Below are 14,325 nucleotides of genomic sequence, written 5' to 3' on the forward strand. Positions count from 1 at the left end.
CGGGGTTATCAGAGGATCGTTCTGACGCTTTCGAGGAGATCCATCGGCACGGGGCGAGAGAGGAAATAGCCTTGCGCCGCCGCTGCGGGAGAGTTTTGCACGTCACGCCACTCTTCCAGTGTTTCCACACCTTCAACGATCACGCCCTGGCAATAGCGGTTCATCAGTTGCAATAACAGCGTAAACAGATTCCGTCCTTCCGGGGTCTGACGCAGCATGATAAACAGATCTCGGGCCACCTTGATGTAGTCATAACGCACTTCGCTGAGGGCCGAGAAGTTCGCCATACCGGTGCCAAAGTCATCCAGCCACAGCGGACCAAATTCACACATCGAAGCAAAAGAGGAATCCTGCGGCAGGCGAACATGCTCCACCAGCTCAAAGCGCAGCCACGGCAGAGTGGCGATCAGCTCCTGCAGTTTCGCATTCTGACGCAGCGCCAGCAGGGTCGGGCCGTCCACGTTAACCGAGGCGAGGATAGTATGCTGCTCGAAAAAGGCCTGTTTTGTCGCCAGCATACGGAGCTGCTCTTCCAGCACGTCCAGACGCTGGCGAACGGCAACTTCGGCAAAATAGCGATCCGGCGCGATACGCTGGGAAGGGTTTGACGGGTGCGTGACGACGGTCAAAACTTCAATTGCCATCAGTCGACCGTCCGTTCGGTAGATCGGCTGATACGTGTACGCACGCTCGCATTGCAGCCAGTAGCGATGCTCCTGCAAGTTCTCAATACTTGCCTCAGGCGTAGTGCTCAGCCGCTGGATAACCTGCTCTGACTTCATTTCAGATGTCCTGTTGTTGGGATGGCCTTTCTGGACTCGTCACTGGGTTATCGGCGCGATAATTGAGAACTTTATGTTCAATTCACCGTGAAAATGAAATTAAGATGACAGAAATTTGCCGGAACACGCGCTGGCTCAAATAAAATAATGGAACGTCGTTTTAATATAGTTGACCATCTAATTCACTCAGCGCACACTGCTGAAAATTCTTCTGTTCAGGTTCATGACTATGTCCAAAAAAATTGCCGTGATTGGCGAATGTATGATTGAGCTGTCACAAAAAGGCGCGGAAGTCAGCCGCGGATTTGGTGGCGATACGTTAAACACGTCCGTTTACATTGCCCGTCAGGTTGCGCCTGAAGCACTCACCGTGAACTACGTCACCGCCCTTGGTACGGACAGCTTCAGCCAGCAGATGCTGGAAGCCTGGCAGAGTGAACATGTTGAAACGTCGCTGATCCAGCGTATGGAAAACCGCCTGCCTGGGCTGTATTACATCGAAACCGACAGCACCGGCGAACGCACGTTTTATTACTGGCGTAACGAAGCCGCGGCCAAATTCTGGCTGGAGAGCGATGCTGCCGCAGCCATCTGCGAAGAGCTGGCGACGTTTGACTATCTCTATCTGAGTGGGATCAGCCTGGCGATTTTAAGCCCGGCCAGCCGCGAAAAGCTTCTCTCGCTGCTGCGCGAATGCCGCGCCAACGGCGGGAAGGTGATTTTCGATAACAACTACCGCCCGCGCCTGTGGGCCAGCCGCGAAGAGACGCAGCAGGTTTATCAGCAGATGCTTCAGTGCACGGACATCGCCTTCCTGACACTCGACGATGAAGACGCCCTGTGGGGTGAGAAGCCGGTCGATGACGTGATTGCCCGTACGCACGCAGCAGGCGTGAGCGAAGTGGTGATTAAGCGTGGTGCGGAGTCGTGCCTGGTCGCGATTGCGGGTGAAACGGTGGTTGAGGTCCCTGCGGTGAAGCTGCCCAAAGAGAAAGTGATTGATACCACCGCAGCGGGGGATTCCTTCAGCGCGGGCTACCTGGCGGTACGCCTGACGGGGGGAACGCCGGAAGCGGCGGCACAGCGTGGGCACCTGACGGCCAGCACCGTGATTCAGTATCGCGGGGCGATTATTCCGCGCGAGGCGATGCCTGTTTAGGCTCCCCTCACCCCGACCCTCTCCCCAAAGGGGAGAGGGTGTTTATCGTTCCCTCTCCCCTATGGGGAGAGGGTTAGGGTGAGGGGTCTACTGCCCCTGCGGAATATCCGTCGCGTCCTGGTGGAGATCGTCAGCCGTGGCGGGCTGCGAAGGCTGCGGCGCGGTAGCCATAATGGAATCCCAGGTCTTCTGAAGTTCCTTCATGTCATATTCCGGCTCGCCTTTCGGCTGTAGAAGTATCAACGCCATATCCTGCGACAGCTGCTGACGTAAATCCTGATTCAACATATTCACGGTCAGACCGTTCAGGAAGTCCTGACGAAGCTTCTGGTACTGCTCAGGCGCAATGTCGACAACCTGGTTCTGCAGGGAGCGAATACGCTGGCTGATCAGAATGTCAGTATCGGCGCGAGCGTAGGTGGCAAACAGCTTCTGCAGCTCCAGTTTTTTCTGGGCAACCAGCGCGTTGAACTCCTCTTCAGAGAGCCCCTCTTTACGCACTTTTGCCAGCTCTTTCGCCACCACACCGAGATTGGCATTCAGCTTATCGCCCGGCGATTCAACGTTAATGGCACATTGCGCACGCTGGAACAGCACGCGGCAGTCAAAGCCAAGGCCAATGTTCTTCACGTTGTTTTTGCTGAGCGTCTGCTGAACGTGCCAGAACAGCGCTTCACGCGCCAGATCGGCACGCCAGTAGCGCAGCAGCGCTGCGGACTCGCGAATAGGTTGCCAGGCGTTATCCCACATCACGGAGAGTCGGTCCTGACGCACGGTGTCCGTCATAATGCTGACAGGCTCGGCACGCAGCGGAGAGAGCGTCGGGACAGGGGCTGGCGTTTCGCGTTTGCCCTTCAGATCGCCAAACGCTTTGTTGATCTGCTCAACCACCGCGCGGCTATCCACATTGCCGACGACGATCAGCGTCATCGCGTCCGGGGTGTACCATTTCTGGTAGAACGATTTCACCTGCTCAACGTCCACCGGCTGCTTCAGCGGCTCCGCCGGGTCGTGCCCCAGCAGCGTTGAGCCTTTCAGACGGTAGCGCCACCAGCCCTCTTTGGTATCCGCAGGCCAGGTCGCCACCATGTCGCCGTTGCTCAACGCATAGTTCACGGTGTCCGGCGTAATCGCCAGGTTGCCAGAGGCATCAGAGAGATACGTAAGGGCTTCTTTAAGCAGGTCGTTACGGTTATTTGGCAGGCTCAGGTTAAACATAGTGTAGTCATAGGAGACCACGGCCGGAGGAAGGGGGCGTTTCGGATCGATGGCCTGTTGCCACAACGAACGCACCTGAACCGCTTGCAGGCTGCCGCTCTGCGTGAGCGCCAGACGGGGAATAAAATGGCTAAAACCGGTTTGCTGAGTGCTTTCCGTAAGGGAGCCGGTATTAACGGACAGACGGATTTCAATACGATCGCTGGGCCGCTGCGGGGTGGATAACACCTGCCACTGAAAACCGTTCGCTAACGTGCCTTGTTGCCAGGCCGGGTCTGGCTGGAGCGCATCTGCCTGCACATAACTGGCTGCTGCCATCATCAGCAAACCGCCGGTTAAGAGTCGAATTTTTGTGCCCTGCATGTGAACCCCTGATCAACATTCCTGGTTAAAAAGAGTGTCTCGCGACGCGCTGCACTCTAAAAGATGACGATGAAAACACGTCGATTAGACCGCGCGTTCGGCAAAACGTCACGGTCCGAAGTGAAATATACCCAAAAAAAATCTTGTCGAATTATGACAGGTATGAACAGTTATTATGCGCAGGAGCCCGCATCCCGACAAGGGAATGCGGGCAATTGTGACAAGATTAGGAGGTTAAACCAGGATTTTTGCTATCAGACGCGCGATTATTCAGCGTGTCGTTAAGCTTCTTGTGATCCAGCTCTTTCACCCATTTCGCGACCACCACCGTTGCCACGCCGTTACCCACCAGGTTGGTAAGGGCACGCGCCTCAGACATAAAGCGGTCAATACCAAGGATCAGCGCCAGACCCGCCACCGGCAGATGCCCCACCGCGGAAATGGTGGCCGCCAGTACGATAAAGCCACTACCCGTAACGCCCGCAGCCCCTTTAGACGACAGGAGGAGCACTACCAGCAGGGTAATCTGATGGAAAATATCCATATGGCTGTTGGTCGCCTGGGCGATAAACACGGCCGCCATCGTCAGGTATATCGAGGTACCGTCAAGGTTGAAGGAGTACCCCGTCGGGATCACCAGGCCGACCACCGATTTACGGCACCCGAGCTTTTCCATCTTATCGAGCATACGCGGCAGCGCCGATTCTGAAGAGGAGGTTCCCAGAACAATCAGCAGCTCTTCGCGGATGTAGCGAATGAATTTGAAAATGCTGAAACCAGTCGCACGGGCGATGGAGCCCAGCACCACCACCACGAAAAGAATACAGGTGATGTAGAAGCAGATAATCAGCTGACCCAGCTGTACCAGCGTGCCGACGCCATACTTACCGATGGTGAAGGCCATCGCACCGAAGGCACCAATCGGCGCCAGGCGCATGATCATATTGATAATGCCAAAGATGACCTGCGAGAAGCTTTCAATCACGTTGAAGATAAGCTGGCCTTTGCTGCCCAGACGGTGCAGAGCGAAGCCAAACATCACGGCAAACAGCAGCACCTGCAGAATGTTTCCGCTGGCGAAGGCGCCGATGACGCTGCCGGGAATAACGTCCAGCAGGAAGGCCACCACGCCCTGATCCTTCGCCTGTTCAGCATAGACCGCAACCGCTTTGGCATCCAGCGTAGAGGGATCAACGTTCATACCCGCACCAGGCTGCACCACGTTGACGATGACCAGACCAATAATCAGCGCAAGGGTACTGACCACTTCAAAATAGAGAAGCGCCACTGCACCGGTACGGCCAACCGCCTTCATGCTTTCCATGCCAGCGATGCCCGTTACCACCGTACAGAAGATCACCGGGGCGATGACCATTTTAATGAGCTTAACGAACGCGTCGCCAAGCGGTTTCATTTGCGCGCCCAGTTCAGGGTAATAGTGCCCCAGCAGAATACCGATGGCGATGGCTGTCAGGACCTGGAAATAAAGACTTTTGAAGAGTGAGGTTTTCATAGGGTGTCCTTGGGAAGAAAAACCACAGGCTTTGTAAGGTTATGGTTAACCTGCGGCTCTAAAATAACACCCGTATAACAGGACAGAAATAAACTCAGTTCAAATTTGAAACACAAATGTTAAGAACTTTGAACTGGCTCGCACAAGCCAGCAACAAAATTACACTTTTGCGTTATGGTCAGCGCCGGAAAGGTATCGCTGTTCGAAGACATCCGGCGGCACCGCGGGGGCAAAAAGGTAGCCCTGGCCGCTCTCGACGCCCGCCTCTGCAAGCCAGGCGCGTTGCGCTTCGGTTTCAATCCCCTCGGCAATAAGATGCAGGTTGAGACTGCGCGCCATCTGGACGATGGCCTGCACCATGCTGCTGTCCTCCGGCAGCCCGTCGACAAACGATTTATCGATTTTGAGCACGTCCACCGGCAGGGTTTTCATGTGCTGAAGCTGGCGCAGTCCGGCGTATCCCATACCAAAATCGTCCAGCGCGATGCGAATGCCGGCATTGCGCAGCGGCTTCAGGATGGCAACCGCGTCGTTAGGATCGTCAATGCGTCGGCTCTCCGTCACTTCCAGCGTCAGCGTATCGGGCTTGATCCGGTAACGATGGATCAGCTCCAGCATCTCGGAGACCATCGTTGGATGCATAAGCTGCAGCGCTGACAGATTGACCGACAGCGGCAGCGTAACGCCGCGCTCCTGCCAGGCGGCAAGCTGGCGGCAGGACTCCTCCAGCACCCAATAGCCAACGGTGACCATCAGACCACATGATTCGATGCGCTCAATCAGCCCTTCCGGCAGCTCCCATGAGCCATCCGGCTGCTGCATGCGGAGCAGCGCCTCGGCACTTTTCACTTCACCCGTCTGTAAATTCACCTGCGGCTGCAGCCAGAGGGCAAACTGACGGTTATCAAGCGCGGTCAGGATGTCGCTCTCTTCCGTCAGGCGCTGCTGCGCTTTTTCCATCTGCTCCGGGTCGAAGAACTGGATCTGATTTTTCCCTTTACGCCGGGCGGTAAACGCCGCGGAGAACGCGCGGCGGTACAGCTGCTCCGCCGTTAAATCACCGTAGTACATGGCGATACCGATGCTGGCGCTCGGACGAAGCTGGATACCCTGAACGGGCAGCCGCTCATTTATGACAGTGAGTACTTGCTGACCTAATGTAATGGCGTGCCACGGCTCTTTCACGCCGTTGGCAATCACCACCAGGTCGTAACCGCTGACCTGGGTCAGCACCATACGCGGGGCAAGGACGGACTTCACCTTTTCCACCAGCGTCAGCAAGAGCATTTCACGCTGGCTCTCCTTTAGCACGCCGGCCGTATCCTGCAGGGTTTCACAGGCGATCACCATCAGCGCCGTGGTTTGCTGCCGCGCAACGGTCTGCTCCAGCATCGCCATCAGAAACGCTTTATTGGGAAGCTCCGACACCGGGAAGCGCGTAGCGCTGTTGTTTAACTCATCCTGCTGGCGCTGGATGCGCTGCTGGTTGAGGTTGTAGCTGCGCACCAGCATCCCGATCTCATCGTCATGATGCAGGCGCGGCAGCTCAAGCTGGTGCCCCAGCTGATCCTGCGGCGCAAGCGAATTCAGCTCGCGGGCGATACGGCGCAGCGGGTGAACAATCAGCCGGTTAATGCACCAAGTCAGCGCCACGCTGAGGATAAGGGTCATAAGTAAGCAAGTGGTCACTAACGTAACCACCCAGCTCATGACGAATTTATACATCCGGTACGAGTCCGCCTGCAGAACCAGGTAGGCCAGCGGCTGCGGATTGGCAGGGCGCTCAAGCGAATAGACAGGCAGAGAAATTTGCACCGGCAGCTCAAACAGGCGCATCACCATCATCGGGACGGGACGCTCCGGGATAAAGCTCATCCGCAGCGCCTGGAACTGGTTGGGCAAGACGACATCGGCGCGGCTAACGACGCCGGCAGGCTGAATGCGTTTTAAGATGGTTTCCGCTTCGGGAATATCTCCTTTCAGGATCGAGGCGGAGAGCGGGCCGCGCACCGAGCGGGCGATACTTTCTAACTGCGAAGCCGTGTTATAGCGATTCTGCTGTACGGAATGAAACAGCAAAATTACGCAGAAGAGCAGTACAAACAGCATAGTGACGGCAGAGACCATCGCCATCTGTTTGATCGTTAAGGAACGGCTGACACGCAAAATGACTCTCCACAAAACTCGAAGCGCAGGGCGCGCCAGGGTGTAAACCTGGCGCGCCTGAGTATACCCGATTGCCGCGCTATTAAGAGAGACTTACAAATGGATTAAGGAAAATCCGATTACCAGTCTGCGTAAGGAATAAGCGGCTGCGGCGGTAAGTCCATATCACCCTGCCAGCCTGCAGCAGAGTAACGCACATAAATCAGCGCATGGCTTGGGGTATAGTCTTTCGCTTCCTGAATATCCACACCCATGCCCACAAACCAGTTGGACGTGACCCGGCGTTCGATAATCGCCCGCGCGGTATAACCCGTCCCGGAGGAGCTGCTGCCGGTTTCCATCGCGCCCCGGTCAGTATAGCGGCCTGGCTCATCGGTCGGGATCAGGCTCTGGATCGGGTAGCGCAGCTCGTCTTTGGTTTTGGAGTGGGACCAGGACACCGAGCCTCCCAGCTCCCAGGACCAGTTTTCCGTGCGCTTACGCCAGGTTACAGGCAGCGCGAAGGAGACATACTCCTGCGGACTGTAGTAGCCGCCCTGACCGAGGGAATAGCCGCTCAGATCTTTGTCGTAGTGCCAGAGCATATTGGACACGCCGACCGTCAGGCGCTCGTTGTTTTTATTGATGAGCTTGTAGTAGTAACCCGTCATCCAGCGGACGCGCCAGTTATCTTCCACATTTTTACCCGTCAGCGTTTCCGCGTTCAGGCTGGACCAGACGCCGTTCGCCTCACCTTTGTCATAGCTGATGCTCACGCCACCGCCGGTTGCGCGTACGCCGCCCCAGGTGGTGCCGGTATTGGTATCTTTTTGCCCGGCGAAGGCCAGCAGCGAACTGGAGATAGGCCGACGATGGGCGTTGACGGTATAGCCGATGGGACCTAAATCACTGCTGTAGCTGATGCCGCCCACCACGTCGACGACGTCAAAGCCCATTGGCGTGGTGCCAATATCCATCGCCCAGGTTTTATTCTGCCAGCCGACGGCGACGCTGGCGCCGCTGTCGCTCTGGCTGGTGTTGCCGCTACACGGCGTGTCGTAGCAGGTCCCCCATTTAGGATCGTAAGTCCCATTATTGTTATCAAAAGTACCGGCATCCATGTTGACCAGATCGCTTCTGAAGAACATGCGCCCGTCAGAGAGCGGTGCGTCCACCTGGAGCATGGTGGTATGCGCTTTCAGGTCGGAATAGCCGCCCGTGCCGCTGGAGCCCCAGTAGTCGTGCTGGAGCGTGACGTTAACATCCTGCTGACGGTACAAATCACCAGCGTCACTGCGCACGCCGCGCTTCAGCCAGTCATCTTTTTCATCGTTACGCGTCAGACGAGTGAAACTGTCGTTGTCCACCGGACGCGTCGTGGTGATGCCGGACGACACCATCGCATCTTTATACGTCTCCAGCGCCTGCTGCGGCTGGCCGTTTTGCGTCTGGAAGCGGGCAGCATCACGCAGCACCAGCGCGCTCTCCATGGAGGCGGGCTGCGATTTGGCCTGAGGAATGATTTTGCTGAAGGTCTGTTCAGCGGCAGCGGAATCGCCCAGGCCCGCCTGCGCCATCGCGATCCGGCGCTGCATATTGAGCGAGAGTGGCTGGTCATTTTGCCCGGCGGGCAGTTTCGCGAGCTCGGCACGGGCGGCATCTTTGTTACCTTCCGCGCTGTAAATCTCGGTCAAACCGAGGATCGCGTCCTCGTTCTGCGGCTCACGCTGCAGGACGGCGTTGTAGGTGGTTTTCGCCGACGCCAGATCGCCACGCTGCTGCGCCCAGTCCGCCAGCGTCAGGTCGATGCGGGTGGAGGTCGGCTGCTGGCGCAGAAGGTTTTCCGCCTCCTGCTCTTTTCCGCTGTCGCGCAGACGGTTAGCGGTTTCCAGCACCTGGTTGCTTTGCAGGCGGTCGGCAAGTTCCTGAATATTGCCGTTCCACTGGCTGCGCGGCAGGGTATCCAGATGCGCCAGCGCGGCCCGGTCCTGGTCGTTTCCGGAAAGATAGAGCCCGTTGGCATAGACCTGCTCCGGGTCAGACGGCTTCTGGCTGGCAAGCTGGCGCATCAGGGTATCCGCCTGGCTGCGCTGACCCGCGCTGTAGAGATCGCGCGAGAGACGATACGTTATCCAGACGTCACCGGGCGAGAGCGCCAGACGACGACGCTGGATTTCTGCCGCCTGAGCGTATTTCCCCTGACTCTCCAGCTGTTCTGCCTGGGCAGACAGCTGCTCGTTAGTCAGGCTACGCTCAATATCATCAATGCTCCGGCGCTGGCTGGCAGAGAGCGACTGGATAAACTGCGAGGCTTTCTCCGGGGACTGCGCGCGGTAAATATTGGCAAGCCCGCGAACCGCATTGCTGTTGCCGCTGTCCATACGCAGTGCCTGACGGTAATAACGCTCTGCCGCGTCGTTATCTTTACGCGCCGCGGCGGCATCTCCCAGCCCCAGCACCGCGTAGCTGTCGGTATTGTCGATGTTACGCGCCTGCTGAAAGTATCGTTCCGCCTGCGCCGGGTTATTCGCCTTCAGCGCCGCATCCCCCTGCTGGATCAGCAGCCAGTAGCGGTTAATCTTCAGTAAACTGTCCCATTTACCGCGGTTATCGCTCTGCGGATCGAGGGCAATCGCCTTTTCAAACTGTGCCACCGCGCGGGCGCGGTCGCCTTTCTGGGAATAGGCTTGTCCAAGGGCGCCCACCGCTTCACTGTCGGCATGGTTGGCGCTAACGGCTTTTTGCAGCTCCGCCACCGCCTTACTCCCCTGCCCGGCATCCACCGCCGCCAGCCCTTCTGCTTTCGCGCGGAACGCCGGGTCAGCGAGCTGTTTTTGCTGCGCCTCAAGCTGGGCGCGCGCCGCCGCGACGCTATCGCCGTCGCTGAATACGGTCAGGTATTTTTGCAGCGCGGTAACGCTGGCGCTGCTGGCGGGCTGGTCTTTAATCTGCTCATACCACATGTCAGACGCCTGGCTGCGGCCGCCGGTAGATTTAGCCATCTCCTGCAGGACCGCAAAGCCTTCATCACGGCGTCCGCTCTGGAACAGAAGCTGAGCCAGCGTCGCCTGCAGCTGCGTATTACCGGGGCTGCTGCTGTTAATTTTTTTTAGCTGGTTAATGGCCGAAGCGCGACGGGCAGGATCTTTCGCCACCACATTCCAGTATTCCGTCGCCACGTCGCCGCCCGGCGGGTTGCCGTCAAAGAGCTTGTCATAGGCGGCTATCGCCTCCTGCGTGTGCCCTGTTGTGGCGAGTAAGCGCGCCTGCTGAAGCTGCTGGCGGCCATCCGGCGTGGAAAGCAGCATCGTGTTGCGTGAGGACTGGTAGGCGCTGGAGCCCGGGGCGATCCCTTTCAGGCGATCCAGCTCTTTTTGCGCTCCGGCGTTATCGCCCTGGCGCAGCAGGTAGCGAAAGCGGGCGGCAATGACGTCAGGGTTGTTCGGATCGATCAGCTCAAGACGGTAGAGCGACTGCCGAACCAAATCCTCACGATGGGTCGATTCGCCCAGCCGAACCTGCTCCAGCAGCTGTTTCTGCTGCGGAGAGTTGACGGCCTGCGCCAGCGGCATCAGTGCCAGCCCAAGCGATAGAGTGAGTAGATTTACTGTGAACTTGCGCATTCCTGGCCCCAATCCGGTATTAATTCACCCTTAGCGGTGAAGCGAAAACGATGCTGATCCCGTCCCTGACCAAAGAGAGTCAATACATAGCTGTAGTAGGCATTTTTATCGGGAAAATGGTCTGCCACGCGCTGGCGCTGAACCGCCTGGGCATCGCGCTGTTGTAAAAACGGCAGCATGGCGGCAGAGAACCCGACCGGGCCATTGCCGGTGCGTTTCCCCGTCGCCACATCCACTTTCTCCGGTGGCACGCCCTGTTTGATTGTCGTTGCCGCCATCGGCTGGAAGCGCGTCAGCAGCCGGGCTTTTTGAGGATCTTTATCGCTCATCATGCCCACCCAAAGATAGACACGTATGGCGTCATAGCCCCCCACCAGCGTCTTATCCTGCTGTAACTGCCAGCCTCTGTTTTTCTGATACTGCACCCAGTCCGGCGAGAACCCCTTCGGCGCGCTTTCCAGCAGCAGCCGCAGATTGGTTTCACGCAGCGTGGTCCACGGGGCTCCGTAGCGGGTGAAATAGCTCGCTAGCTGTGGAGGAAGGTAGCTGGGGTTAAAGCGCCAGGCGTTTTCATCGGCAAAGCCGACTTTACCGGGAAGCAGCATTGAGCCGAGCCCCGGCACTTTCACCACTTCCTCGCTGGCAATGCGTTTTAGCAGCGCCTTGCCCGTTTGGGTATAGTCCGGGTGTTTCCATAACCGGCCCGCTTCGAGCAGCGACCAGGCAATCCAGACATCGGCATCTGAGGCGGAATTAGTATCAATCACCCCCCAGTTTTCTTTGTCTTTCTGCCCCCAGAGCCAGGCGGGCAGACGATCGTTGAGATTGCCGCTGGCAAGGTTATCGCGCGTCCAGGTCAGCAGCAGGTCAAACGCGTTGCGATCGTTAGCGGCCAGGGCAAAGAACAACGCATAGCTTTGCCCTTCCGACGTCGTAATTTTGCGCGTGTCACTGGGATCAATGACGCGCCCGCCCTCGCTGATGTAATCCTTTTTAAACTGCTCCCAGGCAGGCCAGGTACAGGCGGCGCGAAGCGGGAGCGCCGCCAGCATCAATGCTACAACTACACACCAGCGAATGGCTTTCATCACGTCTTACTCATCGGGGTTAAGGCGACGACGGCTGATGATACGCAGCAGACGCCACAGCACCCATGCCAGCAATACCACGCTGACCGCAGCCAGGATGGCGAGCAGAACCGGATGGTTAGACAGCGCATACCACAGACGTTCGAACCACGGCAGATGGCCGACGTAGTACACATCACCCACGCGCAGGCTGTTGACGCCGGACTCGCGGATCACCGACACCGAGCCAAACATCGCGGCGCGTTTACCGCTGTCGTTCATCGCGGTATTCAGCAGCTCATAGCCACGGGGGCTGTCCGCCAGCAGAGCTATCACGCTACGCTGATCGTTGTAAGGGGACTGGAAGCCCACCACTGCAGCCATCGCTCCCTGAGAGGTTACGGCCGTCTGCGCGCTGGCCTTGCGATCGTTCACATCCGGCATAATGCTCGGGAACTCGGTCTGACGCAGCGGCGTGTTAACCCAGGACTCAGTGGCTTTTACCAGCAGATCGATACGTTTTTCATCCTTCAGCTTATCCGGGATGGTGCCGATCACCATAATATCCGCATCTTTGTTCTGGATTTGGCTGCCATCATCCGTCAACGTGACGTTAATTGCCGGTAATCCAGTTTGCGCGCCTACGGTCGCCATGGTGTCGAGCAGGGTCGTCACCTGACCTTCGTTTGGCGCTTTTGGCATCACCACAATGGATTCAGAGAGATCGGCCATGCGGCTGAACGGGAAGCCCGCGTTAGCAAAGGCACGCAGATCCGGCATCGCCAGGAAATGGTAGTACTTCGAGAAGTCGATGGTCGACTCATCGCCGATCACGACGTGGTTCTGTACCGGCTGGAAGGTGATGCAGTTCTCCACCGAACCGCCAGGCATCGGGTTCATGTACTGGAAATCAAAACGCAGCTGGTTAATCGCGCCAAGCTTCAGTGCCGGAATAGAGACGTCCGTTTTGCCGTCCAGCAGCCCCTGCAGCACCGGCAGGCGGAGCATCAGCCGGTTAGTGTCCTGGGTGCTTTGCAGGCTGAACGATTGCAGGAACTGGTTGTTCAGGCTGATATCCATGCGCGAGCTGTCTTTCGTCGCCGGCGCGGTATAGCGATAGTTGAGATTGATATCAATGCCGTTGGTGCGCAGCAGGTACAGATCCGGCGGCAGGTTCAGTGACAGGTTAATCGACGATGGTTCCAGCCCGGACGCCTGCAGCTGCTCTTCATAGGTTTTCAGTTCACCAAACGTCACGGCACGATCGGTACGCACCCAGTTTGGCGCGTCATAAGGTTTACGTGCCAGCAGCGGCTTAACCTCGTCCACCACCACGCTGTTGCCGCGGAACAGGACGTTGCCCTGGGCAATTGCTTTTGCCGCCTGAACCAGATCTTTATCGTCACGACCAAAGACCACCAGCAGCTTCACGTACGGGTTATCCGGGTGGCTTATCATCTCAATAGTTGGCGCTTTGACTTCCGGGTGGTCGCGCAGGAAGGCCGGACGCTTGGCGTTAGTTGCAAAGACAATCGCGTTTCTGTCCGGCATTTTGTCATACATCACCGGGAAGTTCTGACCGCGCCAGCCGGAGCGGGAGCCAAACCAGGAGGCCACAATGGTCGCCGCCAGCTGCTCGGTCACGTCAGGGGATGACGCAAACACCATCGGCAGCGTGAGCGGACGGTTATCACGCGGATCGAAGAACGGAACCGGGAATGCCGAAAGATCGTTTTTCAGCGCCAGCGGCTGGTAGGTCATCTGCAGCGAGGAGTTGCGCCCGACGTCCAGCCACAGCGTGTTGCTGGCGGGGTTTTCGCAGACATCGCGGTAGTGACCAACAAACTCCAGACGGATACGGTTAAAGTCGGTGATGAACAGCGGGTTAATCGGTACCTGCGCCTGGGTTTTCTTACCCAGCTGCTCTTTGGTCACCGGCAGAACGTCCATCAGCTCATCATTGAGGTAGACCTTAAGCTGAGACTGCGTCGGCAGAAGGGATGGCGACGGCGTATATTCAAGGTTCAGTACCGCATTCGAAACAACCTCATCGCTGCGCATACCAAATTCAATGCTGCCGTTAGGATTGACGCCGCGCAGCACCATGCTGCCCGGCGGCGGCGCGATTTGCGCGAAGGTCAGCTTCACGTCCCGCGACGGTGTGTTCTCCGCGACAACGGGCGCGTTAGCCCCCCGCACGCCCGGCATCACCTGCCCGATGACCGGGTTCTCGGCCGGGAGGGTGTTCCCCTCCGTTGGCTGGTTCGGAATGATGTTTTCTGTTTGACCGGGTGCCGCCGTGATAACCGGATCGGTTGCCTGCGCGACGACAGGTACCGTCGGCGCAGGCGTAGCCGCTGCGTTACCAGGTGCTGCGTTAGCCATTGTTGCGGGGAGTGCACTCACTCCCATTGCCACTGCACATAACCAGGAAAGTTTTGTTTTCATCGCGTTA

At 57.7% G+C, this 14,325-nt stretch carries 8 protein-coding genes; 1 reads left to right on the top strand and 7 read right to left on the bottom strand.

All coding sequences use genetic code 11. The annotated features are described in order from the left end of the window. Positions 1–8: 8 nt before the first annotated feature. Entirely contained in the window at positions 9–782 is a 774-nt protein-coding gene (pdeH, locus tag ACR42C_RS21740; protein ID WP_479984556.1) for a cyclic-guanylate-specific phosphodiesterase, read from the bottom strand. A gap of 229 nt (positions 783–1,011) precedes the next feature. Between pdeH and kdgK the strand changes: the two genes are divergently transcribed. Continuing rightward, on the top strand, positions 1,012–1,941 hold the full coding sequence (gene kdgK / locus ACR42C_RS21745; RefSeq protein ID WP_479984557.1) for a 2-dehydro-3-deoxygluconokinase: 930 nt from the start codon (positions 1,012–1,014) through the stop codon (positions 1,939–1,941). 87 nt (positions 1,942–2,028) lie between these two features. On the opposite strand, the gene ACR42C_RS21750 is transcribed toward kdgK, so the two are convergent. The 6 genes from ACR42C_RS21750 to bcsB form a co-directional block, all read right to left on the bottom strand. Then, positions 2,029–3,522: a M16 family metallopeptidase gene (locus ACR42C_RS21750; protein ID WP_479984558.1), complete on the bottom strand. Its 1,494-nt coding sequence runs from the start codon at positions 3,520–3,522 to the stop codon at positions 2,029–2,031. Positions 3,523–3,748: 226 nt separating this feature from the next. Continuing rightward, positions 3,749–5,035 (bottom strand): dicarboxylate/amino acid:cation symporter, encoded by a 1,287-nt coding sequence (locus ACR42C_RS21755; protein ID WP_028014754.1) that lies wholly within the window; start codon positions 5,033–5,035, stop codon positions 3,749–3,751. Positions 5,036–5,194: 159 nt separating this feature from the next. Beyond that, positions 5,195–7,201 carry a biofilm formation regulator HmsP gene (gene hmsP / locus ACR42C_RS21760; protein WP_479984559.1) on the bottom strand — a complete coding sequence of 669 codons (2,007 nt, stop codon included), beginning with the start codon at positions 7,199–7,201 and terminating at the stop codon, positions 5,195–5,197. Between the two features lie 119 nt (positions 7,202–7,320). Beyond that, positions 7,321–10,803, bottom strand: coding sequence for a cellulose synthase complex outer membrane protein BcsC (gene bcsC, locus ACR42C_RS21765; RefSeq protein ID WP_479984560.1), 3,483 nt, complete (start codon positions 10,801–10,803; stop codon positions 7,321–7,323). After that, positions 10,785–11,891, bottom strand: a complete 1,107-nt coding sequence (gene bcsZ / locus ACR42C_RS21770) for a cellulose synthase complex periplasmic endoglucanase BcsZ (protein WP_479985218.1) — start codon at positions 11,889–11,891, stop codon at positions 10,785–10,787. The genes bcsC and bcsZ overlap by 19 nt, the downstream gene beginning before the upstream one ends. Positions 11,892–11,897: 6 nt before the next feature. Beyond that, a complete protein-coding gene (gene bcsB, locus ACR42C_RS21775; protein ID WP_116342866.1) occupies positions 11,898–14,318 on the bottom strand; it encodes a cellulose biosynthesis cyclic di-GMP-binding regulatory protein BcsB in 2,421 nt (806 codons plus the stop codon). Positions 14,319–14,325 lie beyond the last annotated feature (7 nt).

This window comes from Enterobacter sp. MG-EB028 (genome assembly GCF_056673305.1).